This is a genomic window from Terribacillus saccharophilus, assembly GCF_002272075.1.
GTDB classification, from domain to species: Bacteria; Bacillota; Bacilli; order Bacillales; family Amphibacillaceae; genus Terribacillus; species Terribacillus saccharophilus_A.
Genome location: NZ_NPBJ01000023.1, coordinates 17,459 through 33,869, shown reverse-complemented (window position 1 = coordinate 33,869; position 16,411 = coordinate 17,459). Strand labels below are relative to the sequence as shown.

Below are 16,411 nucleotides of genomic sequence, written 5' to 3'. Positions count from 1 at the left end.
AAAACCGGCGCTAACGCGTCGGTTTTTTCATGCCTTTGAATGTTCTTTTTCTGGTAAAGAAAAAGCATGCGGCTAGTAATGATAAAAATAGCAAAGGCAATGTAATCGCCAAGGAAACGAAATGAAGCATACCGAGAATGTTGAAACATAAAGCCAAAATAACCAAGGCGATCAACAGGATACCGATTCCTTTCATCATGCCACCTCCGACTATCATCACTTTATGCAGGTATGGAAAAGACTAGACTAAGAGAGCTTGTGACTTTTTTGTGAAATTGTGCACATAACAGTTGCCATCTAATATTACATTATGGTACATTATATTTGTGAGAAACATCACAAACAAGTCCCCTTTGTTTGGATTATTGTTCTCCCATCCCCTCAGTAGAAGTTATACATGCAAAAAGGTCTGCCGAAAGGCAGGCCTTTTTGTTATGTTTTCCACTTTTTTAAGAACTGGTGAACGGAACGGCTGAAGCTGTCCAAATCCTCAAAATGGATGCTATGACCGCATTTATCAAACTGTTCGGCTTCAACTTCCGGCCGCAGCTGCTTCATCTCTTCCCATACTTCTTCCGACAAGATAGGGGAGTGGGCACCGCGCATAAGCAATGTTGGACATGTAACTTTTTGATAGGTATCCGTATAATCACCATTCAGATAATCCTGCGATTGCTTAATACCTTTTGAATCGAAGCATAACCTCCAGCCGTCTTTTGCCTCATACGCACTCTCTGCGTAATATAGGAAGTGGTTTTCATTCTGTACTTGTTCGATACTGTGAGACAGAGCAGCAAGCGTATCTGCAGGCTGCTGGAACTTTAAGGCATATGTTAGTTCACCAGAAACCTTATGCCCCATATCCTCTATAATCAGTCCAGTTATACGGTCTGGATACTTGGCTGCAAATTGATAAGCAGTCACACCGGATAAAGAATGACCGAGCAAGACGATATATTTCGTTTCGCCAATCTCTTCAAGTAAAGCCTCCAAATCCTGAAGGTAAGAGTCTCGGTCATACCCGGTCAGTTCCGCTGAATGACCGCTCCTGCCATGTCCCCTCAGATCAGGGGCGATAATTCGCCAACCTTTTGTTCTTTCCATAAATGGTTTGTAAAGAGTCGCTCGTGCAAATAAGCCATGCATGAGTACAAGTACATAATCTGACTCTGCACCGTTGTCCAAATACGCTAGCTGCAAGCCATTTGAATTGAAAAAATGCTGTTCCATATGTTTAGACCTCCTCTGTACATTTTCTTCGATTCCCGATTCCAGACAATGAAAAACAGCCGCACATAAGTGCGGCTGTCTGGTATAAGTGCAGCAAAAAGTTATTCAGCTTTCGAAGTAATATTATATTTCCAGAAAGTATCGTGTTTGATCGGAATGCGTTCTACCATCTGTTTCAATTGTAGCTTTTTCATTTCCTTTTCTGTCTGCGCATTCGTCCAATCATAAATCAATGAGATTTCCCTGCTTCCAACGAATTTATAGCTGGAAAGAAACTCTTCAACGGGCGGTTTTGCCGCTGGCTGTGGATCTCTTTGCAGCATCTGGTGCAGGACATTGACATAGACATCGTAGCTATATAAACCGGAAATTTTAATACCAGAGTCTTCTTCGGATTCATTAAAGAAGACAATGGAAGGTGACTCGTCAATTTCCAGTTCCTTCGAAAGCTTCACATCGCATTGAAATGCTTTTTTAGCTGAAGCAGAATACATATCGTCATGAAACTCTTCCAGATCGAGTTTAGCAATTTTAGCACATTCAATCAGAATTTCATCTGCGGTAATATCCTGTTTGTTTAAAAACAGTGCCTCCTGAATAGTACGGAGGAAGCGGGTACCAGCCTTTCTTCCTTGCAATTCCGCTGCTTTTATCGCAAGCGAGGTGCGCCATGGGAAGGAAACGGCATTGCTCAACAAGATATTATCCGGCTGTAGAACCGTTTTCGGGTAACTGCACTCGCTTCGATCACGAACGAGTGGCTGATAATCTCCTGTCAGTATAGGGCGTAAAGTGAAATATTGACCATATTCCATTGTAAGTTTCTTGAGAAAAGGCTCGAGTGACCAGCAATCCTCGCAAAGCGGATCGATAAAAACGTAAATCTCCACGGGCTTCTTCGAGGAAGGAAACAACCCGCAAAATCCGCCACAGTCATCCTCAGGCCTTTGCTGTATTGAATTAGAAGATTCCCAGCTCATATCGATTCTCCTTTCTCTTTGTCTGGTGTATTCATCATATGATGTGCGGTTAACGCAAGTCGTTCATATATTATGCTTTTATAAGGTTCCTCTATGTCAGTTTCCGTTAGGGCAGCTGCCATGCAGGAAAGCCATGCATCCTTGCGCGTTGGTGTAATTTCGAAAGGGAGGTGCCGGTATCTTAGCTTCGGGTGACCGTGCTCTTCTGTATAGAGTGGCGGACCGCCGAAGAATTGAGTCAGGAACTGCTGTTGTTTGCGGCGGGTCTCCGTCAAATCTTCCGGAAAAATCGGCTTTAAATCTGGATGCTCTGCCACGCGTCGGTAGAAAACATCTACCAGCTGCTCTAATATGGCTTGTCCGCCAATTCCATCGTACAATGTTTCAGCTTGATTCATTGTTTCTTCCTTTCTTATGCAAAGAGCAATCAACATAACATCTGCCCCGAGTAGGGGTTGACTGTAAATTTATTTTATCAGCCACCTACTAAGTTGGGCAACTTATCTGTTTCAGAGGCTGTCATAGAAACGCTGAATTTTGTTCGGAGTCTTTCGTTTCGCTATGCCGTTTTCCGTAAGAATGGTGTTGAAAACATGCTCTCCATGTGCATAGCTCTGGGCTTCAAGTTCCAATTCATAATCAGTTACATCACTGTATTTACTTCTATCGAGAACGATGATTGTATCATTATATGACTGTTCCCGGCGGACAGTTTCCAATGATCCTCCATAAATCAATTCAGCGGTTGAAATACCTAATTCCTGCAGTTGCTTACTGATTTCAGGACCAAGCGTAATATAACCTTGCAACCAGGAATTTGCTTCTTGCTCTGTTAAAAAGTCATGCGTTTCCAGGAGCCCTTCACCTTGCGGCTGTTTTAGCGTGGATTGATATTTTCCGTTCTTTTCTCTGATTCGCAGTGCAGCACCATGCTGTTTCAGCTGAAAATCTTTTGTTTCGAAATAGTGGTTAACCTGCTGTATTTCAGGCACGTTTTTCATATTAAACACTTCATATAATTTATTAAATTCCGCTTCTGTAAGCAGATTCTTAAATTCGATTTCAATCTCTTGCGGCATGCTTATACCCCCTATGCTTCTATCTGTTGTATTCCATTGTTATGCCAAGCTGCTTTTATGATACACTGAAAGCAGATATAATGCATCTGGAACAACTAGACGCTGCTGGGAAGAAAAGGGGCTACGAAGAGTATGAATTGGGATGTATTTTTAGCACCATATGTACAGGTAGTAGAAGAACTGAAAGTGAAACTGAAGGGGATGCGTTCTCAATTTGAAAATGAATCACGCCATTCCCCGATTGAATTCATCACTGGTCGCGTTAAGCCAGTACGCAGTATCCTACAAAAAGCAGCCACTAAGCAGGTCACCGTCGACCTACTGCATCAAGAAATCCAGGATATTGCCGGGCTTAGAATCGTGACGCAGTTCGTCGATGATATCTATACAGTTGTGGGAATGCTAAAAGCACGAAATGACTTTACTATCGTAAATGAAATTGACTATATCGTTGAAACGAAGGAAAGCGGCTATCGGTCGTATCATATGATCATTGAATATCCGGTCGAGACGATTCACGGCGAGAAGAAAGTACTAGCCGAGATCCAGATCCGAACACTTGCCATGAATTTTTGGGCTACAAATGAGCATTCGCTAAATTATAAATACGATAGCCAAATACCGGCAGAATTGAAAACAAGATTGAAAACGGCCGCAGAAGCTGCATTCCGGCTGGACGAGGAAATGTCCAAAATTCGGGATGAAGTGCAAGAAGCGCAGCGGATTTATCATGATCAGCAGCAAATCAAAAAGCATAAATAGGGGTGTAAGCTGGGATGAAATATACGGTTCTTTCACGGGGAGATGAGAAGTCGAATGCGATCAAGGAAACAATTGTCGAACATCTGGCGCATTTCAATTTCGAGTATGATGATAAGGAGCCGGCTCTCGCGATATCTGTCGGGGGAGACGGGACTTTCCTAGAGAATTTCCATACATATGTCCATCGTTTGGACAGTACAGCATTTATTGGTATCCATACTGGACATTTAGGATTCTACGCAGATTGGGTTCCTGAGGAATTGGAGAAACTGCTGCTGCAGATCGCCAATAAACCGTACCATATCGTGGAGTATCCTTTGCTCGATATATCCATTACCCACAAAGATGGAAGGGTGGACGAGCATCTAGCACTGAATGAATGCTCCGTCAAAACACCGGATGGATCAGTTGTACTTGATGTTTCGATAAAGGGAGAGCATTTCGAAACATTCCGAGGAGATGGCCTTGTCATCTCAACGCCTTCGGGCAGTACAGCCTATAACAAGGCGTTGAATGGGGCTATTATTCATCCTTCTTTGGCATCCATACAAGTGACGGAGCTTGCTTCGATTAATAATCGTGTTTTTCGGACGATAGGTTCTCCGCTCATTTTGCCGAGCCATCATCCATGTACACTGAGACCGACCTTGGACAAAAGTTTCCTGATAGCCATTGATCATATGACAGAAAATCATTCAGATATCGAGTCAATCACTTGTTCAGTCGCCAAGCAGCGTGTTCGGTTTGCGCGCTTCCGTCCGTTCCCATTCTGGAAACGTGTGCACGACTCATTCATTGCAGATAAGAGGTAAAAGCTATGAAATTAAGCTGGACCTTGCAGGAGGAAATTGTCATTAAGGATTTCCTTAAACAGCAAGGAGTATCAAGAAGACTATTTAAGACATTCAAGGAGGAGCCGCAGCTGGTAACACTCAATCAGCAGCCGGCGCCTCTTTGGCATATCGGTAAAATAAGTGATTGCTTGGAAGTCGAGCTTCCACAGGAGGAAGCCGGTGCTTACATGGAGGCAGAGCCGCTCGAGCTGCCAATTGTTTTTGAGGACGAGCATGTACTTGTTTTGGATAAGAACCCTGGGGTAGCAGTAATTCCATCAATGAACCAGCCGTCTGGCACAATTGCTAATGGTTTGCTTTGGCATTACCAAAAACAAGGACTCCCCTATACAGTCCATATCTTGACAAGGCTGGATCGCGATACTTCGGGACTGATGCTTGTCGCCAAACATCGCTATGCCCATACGCTTTTGGCTGCTGACCAAAAGCAAGGGAAAATCCAGCGTTCTTATGTTGCACTTGTAGAAGGTCGTATGGCAGAACAGTCAGGTACAATCAGCAAACCAATCGGCAGGAAGGAAGGCTCAATCATCGAACGGGAAGTGCGACCTGATGGCCAGACAGCCATCACTCACTTTCGCTGGCAGACAAGCTACGCTAATCATACGTTGGTTGAAATTAAGCTGGCTACTGGAAGGACACATCAAATCCGTGTACATATGGCATCGCTTGGCCTTCCGCTGGCTGGTGATACACTATATGGTGGTAATAAGGATGTCATCAGCCGTCAGGCACTGCATTCACAGCAGCTGCGCTTTATTCATCCGTTTACGAAGCGCGTTCTGAACTTCCATTCACCGATTCCTGCTGACTTTTTAATCGAATGAACGGAATTTCTCTTCAACGAACGGCTGCTGGGAAGAGACGCTGTGCAAGGACTGTTCTGGAAAGCGGTAGGCGGTTAGCTTATTGCCGAACACACAGCCAGTATCAATATTGATTGTATGATGAATGATGCGGGCTTCGAGAACCGGTGTATGACCATAGATGATCCAGTCTTCTCCATGATAATGCTTAGCCCAGTCCAGTCTGACTGGGCGGCCCAGTTCGTCCATTTCACCAGTCGTATCTCCATATAGAACAAAGCTTTTTACTTTTTTTCCTTCTTTGCCGATAAGTGATTCTTTGATACCGGCGTGTGCTGCAACGACGCCTAGTTCGGGAACTTGTTCGTAGAGAGGAGCTTTTTTGTAAAGCTGCATGAACATATTGGATAACTTCCTGCGCTTATTCGGGTCACAGTTTTGTAATTCTGCTACTGTCGTTTCCAATCCATGCTTCACTTGGACATTGTTGCCGAGCAAATAACGGTAAAGCTTATCGCAATGATTGCCTGGTACGTAAAATCCAAGCTCTTCTTCTACAAGACGATAGACAAGCTCAATCACTCCTAGTGAATCGGGACCACGGTCCGTTAAATCACCAATGAAAAAGGGCCGGCGGTTTTCTGGATGAATAGGCATGCCATCACGCATGCCATATCCCAACTTGCTGAAAAGCTCGAGAAGCTCAGGCAAGCAGCCATGCACATCTCCGATAAAATCTAATTTCATATGAATCACTCCTATATACAAAAAGGGAAAGCTTTTAATAGCTTTCCCTTTTTTCATAAGGCTTATTTCTGTGTTTCGAACATGAATGTACGTGTTCGCGAATGAATATTGAGCACGATACCGATTGCAATCATATAGGCGAGTGTCGAACTTCCTCCATAGCTGAGGAATGGCAGCGGAAGTCCGGTAATCGGCACGAGTCCTACCGACATCCCGATGTTCTGGAATATCTGATAAGTAAACATTCCGATGAACCCGGCGGCCAAATAACTGCCGAATGGTTCATTGCTCTCTAATCCTACTTGAATCATTCGATAGATGAGAATGAAGAATAGGAAGAGCACAATTGCTGATCCAATGAATCCAAATTGTTCAGCGATGGCAGAGAAAATGTAATCCGTATGTCGTTCCGGAATGGAGACTTGGAAGTTGGAAGCCCCTTTTCCGAATAGAATTCCTGATCCAATCGCCATTAATCCCAGTCGGTACTGATAACTGGAATCCGGGTATTTTTCAGGATATAGCCAACCAAGGAAGCGGCTTTCGACGTGCTGGAAAATTGTTTCCTGCAAGAAACCGCCAACTTGGTTCGGAAAGATAAACGACAGGATAGCTACAAATATACCGATGCCTAAGCCAATCCCAAGAATAGTCAATAAGAGACGCCAGCTTATTCCAGAGACTAAAATGGTAGCACTAAGGATTGCACCCAATACTAAGAAACCGCCAAGGTCTGGCTGTGACGCAACCAAAAGCATAGGTGGAAGTGCAACTGCAAACAATTTTCCAAGCAGGAACAAATCTGTTTTATTCGTGCGGACTGTGTTCTTCTCATTATGTGACATAATCACATGCGCCAAAGCAATGACGACAAATACTTTAACAAATTCAGATGGCTGCATCGTTCCGAAACCAGGCACGATGAACCAGCTGGTCGCACCATTTGCTTCATTGATGATAGCTGCTGGGAATTTGAAAAATAGCATCAAAAGCATGATGATGCCAATTCCATAGAAGATCCACACAAGCTGGCGAAGCCGGTCATAGTCGAGCAGCATCATAACAGCAATGACAACTGCACCAAGACCGTACACCATAATCTGACGCGGCATATATTGGGTCTGAGCTGCAATACCTGATAGTGTCGGCTGCAACTCATATAAAGTGAATGAAGAGACAATACCAAGCAGGATCAAAACTAATATAATTGTTAGATCTAACCGAAATTTGTTAGAATTCATACACAAAACCTTTCTTTCGTTCCTTCCGCATCTCTAGCTGCTATAAAAGCGATTAGATTTTGCAAATGAGTGGAATATAATCTTGTTACAGTTTACAACAAAATGACGGATAAATTAAGTGAACTCTATTAAAGTTTCTTAAACCTTTCACAGAACGGCCGTTTTTACGTTGACAAAAAGCAAGATGTTACTTACTATTGAGTGTTCTTGCAGGCGAGGAGGCAGACGTATGGATCATTTGGAAAACCAAGAAATTTTACTATACCAAAATAAAATCAGGGAAGCACTAGCTAACCAGCAAATTGACCAATTTCGTGCAGAATACCTAGAACTCCACCCGTATGATCAGGCGGCAGTTTTTGAGGAACAGCCCGAAGAGATCCGAAAGCAAATTTATTCTTATCTCTCACCTGATGAAACCGCAGAAATCATGGAAAACGTTAACTGGGAGAATGCCGACGTTTATTTCACGGAGATGTATTCTCGTTATGCAGCGCAGGTGCTCGCTGAGATGTCTGCAGATGATGCAGTGGATATATTAAAGGAAATGGATAAAAACAAAGTTGCTAGTTTTATCACGATTATGGAAAAGGAATCAGCAGATGAAATCAAGCATCTTCTGCATTATGAGGATAAAACGGCCGGAAGTATCATGACAACCGAATTCGTCAGTGTCAGCGCTACAGATACGGTACGGGAAGCGATGCTGCATCTTAGAGCAGAAGCACCTGATGCTGAAACTATCTATTATACCTATGTCGTTGATCAAGACAAGAAGCTGGTCGGAGTCATTTCTTTGCGTAATCTCATCATAGCGGAGAAAGACTGGCTCATTTCCGAAGTGATGAGCGACAGGATTGTCAGTGTCGATGTCGGTGGCGATCAGGAGCATGCTGCGCAAATGATGCGTGATTATGACTTCTTGGCACTGCCAGTAGTCGATTTTCAAAATCATATTCTCGGTATCATCACAGTCGATGATATTCTGGATGTTATGGAAGAAGAAGCAGATGAAGATTACAGCCGTTTAGCAGGTGTCAGCGATACAGAAAAAGGAGAAGACAGTGCTTTCGTGTCTGCTCGCAAACGGCTGCCTTGGCTCGTTGTTCTCCTTTTCCTCGGTATGATTACGGCCAGCATGATCAGTCGTTTCGAAAATACGCTGAGCCAAGTTGCCATACTCGCGAGCTTTATTCCGCTTATCGGCGGGATGGGGGGGAATACCGGCACCCAGGCACTGGCAGTTGCGGTGCGAGGTATGGCTACAGGGGATGTTGCTAAACGCGGGAAAATGCGAATGGTGATGCGGGAAGGGTTGACAGGAATTATCACTGGACTAAGCTGTGGTATCGTCATTACAATAGTCGTGACCATCTGGCAGAAAGACTTCTTCCTAGGCTTACTTGTCGGTTTATCCATTTTTGCGACGTTGATCATTGCGACTCTGGCAGGAGCGATCATTCCGCTGCTCATGCACAAGCTGAACATTGACCCAGCGATTGCTTCGGGTCCATTTATCACTACCATTAATGACATTATATCTATATTGATTTACTTTGGGCTGGCAACAGCCTTCATGGGACTGTTAACACAATAGAAAAAAAGGAGGGTCCAGCATGGAGCATGAATCCATCATATCCTTAGTTGTTGTCATTCTGGCAGCATTTCTTACACCTATACTAATGAATCGTCTTAAGCTCCGTGCGCTCCCTGTTGTTGTAGCGGAAATTATTGTCGGTCTCATTATTGGCCAAAGCGGTTTTGATTTGGTCAATCAAAGTACTTGGCTGGAAACACTGTCTACGCTCGGTTTTATCTTTTTGATGTTCTTGAGCGGACTTGAAATTGATTTCTCGATTTTTGCGGGGAAAAATAAACGAAAGAATGAAAAACAGCCATCTCAATCACCATTCATTATTTCATTAGTTATTTTCCTTGGTATACTCATCTTATCAGTCGGCTTGTCTTACGCTTTCGTTTTGGCGGGCTTCATAGATAATGTCTTTCTCATGACGCTGATCATTTCCACCATTTCACTAGGTGTTGTTGTGCCGACGCTGAAGGAAGCGCAGATGATGAAGTCAACATTCGGCCAAACTATTCTTATGATTGCAGTCATCGCTGATTTGGTGACGATGATTCTGCTTGCAGTATTTGCTACCATTTATGGAGATGAAGGCGGCAATATGTGGCTGCTGCTAATCCTGTTTGCAGTCGGAGTTATTTTGTATTTCGTCGGCAAGATCTTTCAAAAGAGATCCTTTATCGAAACGATGTCGAAGGGTACAGTCCAAATAGGGACGCGAGCAGTCTTTACGCTTATAATAGTACTTGTGGCTGTCTCTGAATCAGTCGGTGCTGAAAACATATTAGGAGCATTTTTAGCTGGTACACTCGTTTCCTTGCTGTCACCGAACCAGGAGCTTGTACATCAGCTGGACAGCTTCGGGTATGGATTCCTGATCCCAATTTTCTTCGTGATGGTAGGGGTAGAAATGAATCTGCGCACACTGCTGACAGATCCGCAAATTCTAATACTCATTCCATTGCTGCTGATTGCGTTGCTCATTTCGAAGATTGTACCGGTTCTCTACTTACGTCGATGGTATGACTGGCGTTCCGTAATCAGTGCTGGAACTATCCTGACGTCTACGCTTTCCTTAGTCATTGCGGCGGCTGCTATTGGAGAACGCATTGGAGTTATAGATGCTCAGATGGAAGGGGCACTGATCCTTGTAGCTGTTATAAGCTGTATCATTACACCTTGGTTCTTCAAGCGATTTTACGTTCGCTATGCAGAGACCGACAAGAAGAATGATGTTGCCTTTATCGGTGCAAATCAACTTACCATGCCATCTGTACGAAATCTGGATGAACGTTATTATCGAACACATCTGTATCACACAAAATTGGACAAGCTCGATGAAAGCCTTGTGCAATCAGAATTTGATATACAGGAGCTGGATAATTACGAACCTGCCCAGCTGGAGGCTCTTGGTGTATTCAATGTTGATATCCTGGTCGTATCTACCGGAGATGAAGAACAGAACAGCCAAATCTCCCTTTATGCAAAGGAACTAGGGGTTGACCGTGTTATTGCACGAATTGAGCAGCCAGCATTAAGTAACGAATTGAAGGAGAACGATATAGAGGTGTTTTCCGTTCTGCTCTCAACCAATGCATTGCTGAAAGCACTCATAGAAGCGCCTAGTGTTATGAATATTTTGACCAACCAAGATAACGCCCTTTACCAAGTATCGATGCAGAATCCTGCATTTGATGGCGTATCCTTACGTCAATTTCCGTTTCATGGTGACTTGATCATTGTCCGTATTTTTCGTGGTAAAGATTCTATCGTTCCGCATGGCGATACTGTCCTGCGAATGGATGATCGACTCATCGTCACCGGTTCAGGGGAGTATGTAGATGATTTACACGAGTTATTAGAATGAAGACTGTCTATGGACAGTCTTTTTTCTTTTGCTTAAATTGGGCACCCTCATTTTTTAACTGCATATAATGAGTAGGAATCTTAATGCAAAGGAGGACGTTGCGTGTCCAAAGAAAAGGTAAGGCGCCAGCAGCCAGTGCTGTTTATTGCCCAGCCGAAGCTTGATCTTCCGATAGCAGAAATGCAGCAGGCATATCGTACGGCAAAAGGAAAAAAGACAGAAGTAATAGCAGAAGAAGTAACGGAAGAAGTAAAACCAGAAGCAAAATCAGAAGCTGTTGTATCCAAAGAAGAAGTATCACCAGCAAAGAAGAAGATAGCTCCGTCCAATAGAAAAGTGAATTTCAAAGATTTACTGACGGCAGAAAAGGTTGATTATCTCCTGAATCTCCCTTCTCAGATTCCGCGTATGAAATGTGAACTTGTTACGACAGAGGGCAGCTTGATCGGAATCATTGCAAGTATAGAAGGAGACCTTATCCAATTTAAATCAATTCGTCGTCCGTTTAAACGTGAAGTGAAACTAGAGGACATCCTGGATATCAAAATACTCGGCTTCTAAGAAAAAAGTTCAATCTTGTAATCAAGATTGAACTTTTCTTGTTAAGACTTAGTTTGTAGGCGGTGTGCCTGTAACGAATGCAGAGATAGCTGGCAAAGTAGTAATATGGGCGAATGCATTTAAATCAACTGTGAAGCAAATTCCTGTAGCTGTTAGGTTAGTAACCTGTTGTTCAGCAATACCATCAGGAATCAGTATTAGATCTGCTGGGCTGCGAAGCAATTCCAGCACAGCGCTGTTATCGTCGTAGACTGCTTTCACACGGAAGTAGTAGCTTCCAGCTACCGGCCCAAGTGTACCTGGAGTTGCTCCTGGTGCGACTCCATATCCACGGAAAATAGCTCCGAGATCGTTATATAGGCAGATTGGTACTGTATCGAAACCAGTAGATCCTCCGAAGTTGCCTAGAAGATCATTGATGGATTGTTCCGCACTTGTTGCGCAGCACTCGGAATGGATATCTTTTTGTGCATTGGCAATTTCTCTTACGATATCCACGACGACTGATGAACGGTTTTCTCCGTTGCTCATGATTTTACCCCTCTCGAAATGATAAAGTAATGACGTTTCGTCTTTAATAAGATATGAGGGGCCCTTTGTTATGTGTGGGCACTTAACCGGATTATGCAAGAAGTTGGTAGGTATTTGCAGGTGAGGAAAAAACACATGAATAGGCGTACATAGCACACCTTTCATAGTAGGTCACATAAACTATCAAGACTTAAGTCTAAGGAAAAGGGAGTGAAAGACATGTCTGAGGAAAAAAAGGTCATCCATGTGAAGAACCTCATCATTAAAGCTGATAAAGTTGTGCTGGATGCGGACGATATAGACAAAGGAAAACACGATCATGACGATAAAAAGCATGATCATGATGAAAAGAAACACGATTATGACGATAAAAAACATGATCATGATGAAAAGAAACATGAACAAGACCATGATTACGATCTGTTCTTCGGTTCCCGCCGAAAGAAAGATGAAGATAAGCATGATGATAAGTCCGATCATGATGATAAACATGAACAAGATAAAAAAGATGATCGGAAGTTTGATTTTGATCCAATCTTTGGATTCCGCCGGAAGAACGATGAGGATCATGAAGATAAACAGAAAGACGAAGATGACAAAGACAAAAGACCCCGTAATTTTTGGTTCTGATACAAAGCAGCTTCGGCTGCTTTTTTATATGGTTAGACAAGGAGAGAAGCAGGGTAAAGAAGAATAAGATAATAAAGGAGGGGATTGCATGAGTTGGACCGTACCAGTTTCATCCTATCAGTATATGAATTATCAAAACAGGATCAACAGCCCAAAAAGTGACCGATATGTGATTGAAAGGACCAATCCGATTATGTCTAACAAGACAAAGGATCCGTTCGAACAGCGTGTTCAGAATCGGCTTGACTACCAAGCTGCCGCCATGCCCCGCCAGAAGCGACATCAAGTAACCAAAGAGACACAGTTTGACGGGAAGACATATAGCTTATTAACCGGAAAGGGGCGTTATATTAACACAGTTTGTTAATTTAATATGATCTGGTAAATAGCCCGTCGATGGGCGTCCACTCCGCATATACTACCTCGGAAACACTGCTGAAACCTTGTTTCCTTATTTCATTTTCCAGCCATTCCAAGGTCTGGCCGCTATTAATAATGTTATCCTTTATGATTTCACCGTCTAGTATGAACGAAACAGGGAGAGGGTTGGGCTGTTCCTTTAGATCAAGATCATTTCGTGTAGGATTTTGATAAGCGCTTTTTTTCAAAACGCTCAGACTGCCATCAGCTTCGATGATTGCATAATCTACTTCGGAGAGTGAAAAAATGCTGTTGGATCGTAACTGGTGCATCAGCTGATTGAAATCCATCTTGTTGGCTTTCATATCCTCATACCGGAGTTCGCCTTTGGAGATGATCACAGTAGGTTTCCCTTCCAGAAAACCGCGTGCTCCTTTGAATCGCTGGGTGGTTTTTTCGATGACGACCATCAGTAAGCCCCATGTGATGATTGCCACTGCAATATGCGGAATACCAACTTCAGGATCAAAAATAGCATTACCGAATAACTCTCCGACAGCAATTGCAGCGATAAAGTCAAAGGCTGTAATCTGATTCATTTGGGTTTTTCCGAGCACCTTCGTTAATACAAACAGCCCAAAAAAACCGAATATTACTTCCACAATGATATGTCCATATTCTCCCACGTGCAACACACCCCTTCTAAGAGAAAGCATGCCCAAAGGAAACTTGACTATACAAAAAAAGAGACTTCCAAAAGGAAGTCTCACAGCTGTTTTGTCATTGTTTTATGCGGAATGCCAGCATCCATAAATTCCTCTGAAACGACTGTGTATCCCAGTCGTTCGTAGAAAGGGATTGCCTGAGTCTGCGCGTTCAGTTTCGCTTTTTGCATACCGCGTTTTTTCGCTTCCTCTTCCATGGCCCGCATTAGGTCATTTCCATAATGCTTGCCTCGGAAATCTTTCAGTATGCAAATGCGTTCCATCTTTGCATACTCATCGACCAAACGCATTCTCGCAGCCGCTCCCGGAGTTCCATCCTCGTATCCGACGAAGTGGATACTTTCATTCTCCAGTTCATCAATTTCAAGATCTGCTGGTACTTTTTGTTCCTCAACGAATACTAGTGTTCTTACTTGGAAAGCATCTTGCTGCTGAATACTGTTTTCTGCTACGGTTATTTCCATGTTTATTCCTCACCTAACGTAAAAGTTTCTTTCACAGTCCATTTCCCGTCTTCTTGCTCCTGGAGCAAATGGAACTGTATGGCTTGTTCTTCATATTGGAATTGTTTCAGTTTCAATGTGCCGTGCAAATCAGCATATTCCCCATTCGAAAGGTTTTGCGCAATCGTAATATGCGGAATGAATGCATATGCTTCTTCACCTTCAAAGAAACCATGATATAACTTTTCGTGCAGTGTTTTTAATTCTTCAGAAGGCGTCACCTTGAAATAGAGTGTATTATGAGCAGGTGCAAATGTACTTACTTTCTCAATTTGATAAGAGAATGGAGCTGTCTCGCGTGCAATTCGTTTTAGCTCACTTACAGCATCGATAAGGTCATCTTCTTCATTCAATGGGAATGGCTGTCTTACCTTCATATGCGGTTTGATGAGGGCGTAAGCAGAGTCGTATCGTTTACGATACGAATTGGCTTCTTGCTGCACTTGCTCAGATGGAAAAATTGCTATAGTGTAGTTCATCTCAATACCTCCAATTAAGAATGAATAGCATGCGTACCGTTTGCTTATGCGTCTTATTATACCAAAGATAGGGCGTGCTGTATGCGGACGAAGGTTTATCCGAATACATCAGTCAGTACCTGTTTCATATCACGCTGCCAATACTTCCATGTATGATCCGCATCTTTTAGTTCCCGATACGTATAATCAACAGACTTCGTGCGGAAATATTCTTGTAAGCTGCGATTCGGTTCCACAAAGTCCATCTCTTTCTCGAAGCTAGTAGGAACTTTAGTCTCATTTGTACCAATTGTATGATAAATGGACAAACTATCTAGCTGCTTTGCATCTCTTACTTCCCGCATGACAGCTTCGTCAACTAATGGAGACTGCATCACAACGCCACCAAATGTATGCGGGAAGCGAAGGGCAGCCACAAGGGAGAGGGTACCAGCCAGAGAATCGCCCATCAATGTCCTGGTGGCTCCCATATGTAATGTCGGCAAATCATCCTCCAGAACCGGCAGCACTTCATGCAGGAGGAATTGTAGAAAGGCTTCATGTTTCTTTCCATCAGGATAGTATTTATCGATTCGGTCGTGACGGTCACGGTAATGAATGCCGGCGAAGACCGTATTCTGGATCTCGCCGTCACTATGCAGCTGATCACTTAACGTCGCGATGCGCCCCATTTGGAAATAATCGTTACCATCTTGCATAATGCATAGCTGGTACTTATACAAAGGAGAAAATGACTCCGGTTTATACCAGCGTACTTCCAAGCTCTCATCCAAATAGATGCTGTCTATGATGGCACTTTCCATCTTACCATTTCGTTTCATCTGTTAAACCTCGCTTTGTGAAAGGGTTGTGATGTCATTTTACCATGAATGGAAGGAAGAGTATGAATAATACAGGTCGTCAAGGTAAACCTTACAGCCTAATAACTGCTCTTACAGTGAAATAAGTTGGTTTATTCTTTGACTCCATAAAAAAGGATCCATCTCAATTATTCGAAATGGATCTATTAGTGCTGTATTTAATCTATGATAAAGAATCAATCGTTTTTCTCCATAATTGCAAAGTAATTTCCTTCATAATCTGCAAAGTTGAATACTCTTCCAGTTGGCATTGCGACTATTTCTCCGACCGTGACATGATCAGTTAATAAATCATTATGCAGTTTATCGAGATTATCTGAGAAAAACATCAAAGAAGGGGTGCCAAGATTTAGTTCAGGCTCCATTTTGGAAATGAATGCTTTGTTGTGTAGAATAATACTTGTTTTTGCACCTTTTGAAGGTGCGATTTCAATCCATCTCATACCCTGACCATCGTCTTCTTTAGCAAGCACTTGAAACCCCAGTTTTTCTGTCCAAAAGTGGACTGCTTGATCCTGATCGCTTACATATAACATAATTTGACCAACGTGATTAATCAATTTTATTCTCCTTTATTATGGACGTGCCTATACATTCTACAGTCTCGCGGA

The 16,411-nt window shown here is 43.0% G+C and carries 21 protein-coding genes; 8 read left to right on the top strand and 13 right to left on the bottom strand.

Going from position 1 to position 16,411, the window contains the following annotated elements; translation table 11 throughout:
* Nucleotides 1-10: 10 nt before the first annotated feature.
* The 5 genes from CHH48_RS12405 to CHH48_RS12385 form a co-directional block, all read right to left on the bottom strand.
* On the bottom strand, nucleotides 11-196 hold the full coding sequence (locus CHH48_RS12405) for a hypothetical protein (RefSeq protein WP_095219464.1): 186 nt from the start codon (nucleotides 194-196) through the stop codon (nucleotides 11-13).
* Between the two features lie 236 nt (nucleotides 197-432).
* Nucleotides 433-1,230, bottom strand: a complete 798-nt coding sequence (locus tag CHH48_RS12400; RefSeq protein WP_095219463.1) for an alpha/beta fold hydrolase — start codon at nucleotides 1,228-1,230, stop codon at nucleotides 433-435.
* 101 nt (nucleotides 1,231-1,331) lie between these two features.
* Nucleotides 1,332-2,210 carry a ClpXP adapter SpxH family protein gene (locus CHH48_RS12395; RefSeq protein WP_095219462.1) on the bottom strand — a complete coding sequence of 293 codons (879 nt, stop codon included), beginning with the start codon at nucleotides 2,208-2,210 and terminating at the stop codon, nucleotides 1,332-1,334.
* Nucleotides 2,207-2,608, bottom strand: a complete 402-nt coding sequence (locus tag CHH48_RS12390) for a globin domain-containing protein (RefSeq protein ID WP_095219461.1) — start codon at nucleotides 2,606-2,608, stop codon at nucleotides 2,207-2,209. Before CHH48_RS12390 ends, CHH48_RS12395 begins: the two co-directional genes overlap by 4 nt.
* A gap of 111 nt (nucleotides 2,609-2,719) precedes the next feature.
* On the bottom strand, nucleotides 2,720-3,289 hold the full coding sequence (locus CHH48_RS12385; RefSeq protein ID WP_095219460.1) for a CYTH domain-containing protein: 570 nt from the start codon (nucleotides 3,287-3,289) through the stop codon (nucleotides 2,720-2,722).
* Between the two features lie 132 nt (nucleotides 3,290-3,421).
* Here CHH48_RS12385 and CHH48_RS12380 point away from each other — a divergent pair, with 132 nt between their 5' ends.
* The 3 genes from CHH48_RS12380 to CHH48_RS12370 are packed head-to-tail and all read left to right on the top strand — an operon-like array spanning nucleotide 3,422 to nucleotide 5,732.
* Nucleotides 3,422-4,051 carry a GTP pyrophosphokinase gene (locus tag CHH48_RS12380; protein ID WP_095219459.1) on the top strand — a complete coding sequence of 210 codons (630 nt, stop codon included), beginning with the start codon at nucleotides 3,422-3,424 and terminating at the stop codon, nucleotides 4,049-4,051.
* Between the two features lie 14 nt (nucleotides 4,052-4,065).
* Nucleotides 4,066-4,863: an NAD kinase gene (locus tag CHH48_RS12375; protein WP_038559402.1), complete on the top strand. Its 798-nt coding sequence runs from the start codon at nucleotides 4,066-4,068 to the stop codon at nucleotides 4,861-4,863.
* Between the two features lie 5 nt (nucleotides 4,864-4,868).
* Complete coding sequence (locus CHH48_RS12370) at nucleotides 4,869-5,732, top strand: RluA family pseudouridine synthase (RefSeq protein ID WP_095219458.1); 864 nt, start codon at nucleotides 4,869-4,871, stop codon at nucleotides 5,730-5,732.
* Here the strand turns inward: CHH48_RS12370 and prpE are convergent.
* Nucleotides 5,721-6,458: a bis(5'-nucleosyl)-tetraphosphatase PrpE gene (gene prpE, locus CHH48_RS12365; protein ID WP_095219457.1), complete on the bottom strand. Its 738-nt coding sequence runs from the start codon at nucleotides 6,456-6,458 to the stop codon at nucleotides 5,721-5,723. The two genes, CHH48_RS12370 and prpE, sit on opposite strands and share 12 nt — an antisense overlap.
* Before the next feature lie 62 nt (nucleotides 6,459-6,520).
* The gene (locus CHH48_RS12360; RefSeq protein ID WP_095219456.1) at nucleotides 6,521-7,699 is read right to left on the bottom strand and encodes an FtsW/RodA/SpoVE family cell cycle protein; all 1,179 of its coding nucleotides are present in this window, start codon (nucleotides 7,697-7,699) and stop codon (nucleotides 6,521-6,523) included.
* A gap of 229 nt (nucleotides 7,700-7,928) precedes the next feature.
* Here CHH48_RS12360 and mgtE point away from each other — a divergent pair, with 229 nt between their 5' ends.
* The 3 genes from mgtE to CHH48_RS12345 all read left to right on the top strand — a co-directional run bounded on the left by mgtE (nucleotide 7,929) and on the right by CHH48_RS12345 (nucleotide 11,712).
* Nucleotides 7,929-9,296, top strand: coding sequence for a magnesium transporter (mgtE, locus tag CHH48_RS12355; protein ID WP_095219455.1), 1,368 nt, complete (start codon nucleotides 7,929-7,931; stop codon nucleotides 9,294-9,296).
* Nucleotides 9,297-9,315: 19 nt separating this feature from the next.
* Nucleotides 9,316-11,151: a monovalent cation:proton antiporter family protein gene (locus tag CHH48_RS12350; RefSeq protein ID WP_095219454.1), complete on the top strand. Its 1,836-nt coding sequence runs from the start codon at nucleotides 9,316-9,318 to the stop codon at nucleotides 11,149-11,151.
* 102 nt (nucleotides 11,152-11,253) lie between these two features.
* Nucleotides 11,254-11,712, top strand: coding sequence for a CotO family spore coat protein (locus CHH48_RS12345; protein WP_095219453.1), 459 nt, complete (start codon nucleotides 11,254-11,256; stop codon nucleotides 11,710-11,712).
* Between the two features lie 48 nt (nucleotides 11,713-11,760).
* On the opposite strand, the gene CHH48_RS12340 is transcribed toward CHH48_RS12345, so the two are convergent.
* Nucleotides 11,761-12,243, bottom strand: a complete 483-nt coding sequence (locus CHH48_RS12340) for a CotY/CotZ family spore coat protein (RefSeq protein ID WP_095219452.1) — start codon at nucleotides 12,241-12,243, stop codon at nucleotides 11,761-11,763.
* A 219-nt stretch (nucleotides 12,244-12,462) separates the two neighbouring features.
* Here CHH48_RS12340 and CHH48_RS12335 point away from each other — a divergent pair, with 219 nt between their 5' ends.
* Nucleotides 12,463-12,873 carry a hypothetical protein gene (locus tag CHH48_RS12335; RefSeq protein ID WP_095219451.1) on the top strand — a complete coding sequence of 137 codons (411 nt, stop codon included), beginning with the start codon at nucleotides 12,463-12,465 and terminating at the stop codon, nucleotides 12,871-12,873.
* Between the two features lie 88 nt (nucleotides 12,874-12,961).
* Nucleotides 12,962-13,240 (top strand): hypothetical protein, encoded by a 279-nt coding sequence (locus CHH48_RS12330; protein ID WP_095219450.1) that lies wholly within the window; start codon nucleotides 12,962-12,964, stop codon nucleotides 13,238-13,240.
* Between the two features lies 1 nt (nucleotide 13,241).
* Here the strand turns inward: CHH48_RS12330 and CHH48_RS12325 are convergent, their stop codons facing one another.
* The 5 genes from CHH48_RS12325 to CHH48_RS12305 form a co-directional block, all read right to left on the bottom strand.
* Nucleotides 13,242-13,919: a DUF421 domain-containing protein gene (locus CHH48_RS12325; protein WP_342747549.1), complete on the bottom strand. Its 678-nt coding sequence runs from the start codon at nucleotides 13,917-13,919 to the stop codon at nucleotides 13,242-13,244.
* 80 nt (nucleotides 13,920-13,999) lie between these two features.
* A complete protein-coding gene (locus CHH48_RS12320) occupies nucleotides 14,000-14,422 on the bottom strand; it encodes a GNAT family N-acetyltransferase (RefSeq protein ID WP_095219449.1) in 423 nt (140 codons plus the stop codon).
* Between the two features lie 2 nt (nucleotides 14,423-14,424).
* On the bottom strand, nucleotides 14,425-14,940 hold the full coding sequence (locus CHH48_RS12315) for a 2'-5' RNA ligase family protein (RefSeq protein ID WP_095219448.1): 516 nt from the start codon (nucleotides 14,938-14,940) through the stop codon (nucleotides 14,425-14,427).
* A 95-nt stretch (nucleotides 14,941-15,035) separates the two neighbouring features.
* A complete protein-coding gene (locus CHH48_RS12310; RefSeq protein ID WP_095219447.1) occupies nucleotides 15,036-15,761 on the bottom strand; it encodes an alpha/beta hydrolase in 726 nt (241 codons plus the stop codon).
* 215 nt (nucleotides 15,762-15,976) lie between these two features.
* On the bottom strand, nucleotides 15,977-16,360 hold the full coding sequence (locus CHH48_RS12305) for a VOC family protein (RefSeq protein ID WP_095219446.1): 384 nt from the start codon (nucleotides 16,358-16,360) through the stop codon (nucleotides 15,977-15,979).
* Nucleotides 16,361-16,411 lie beyond the last annotated feature (51 nt).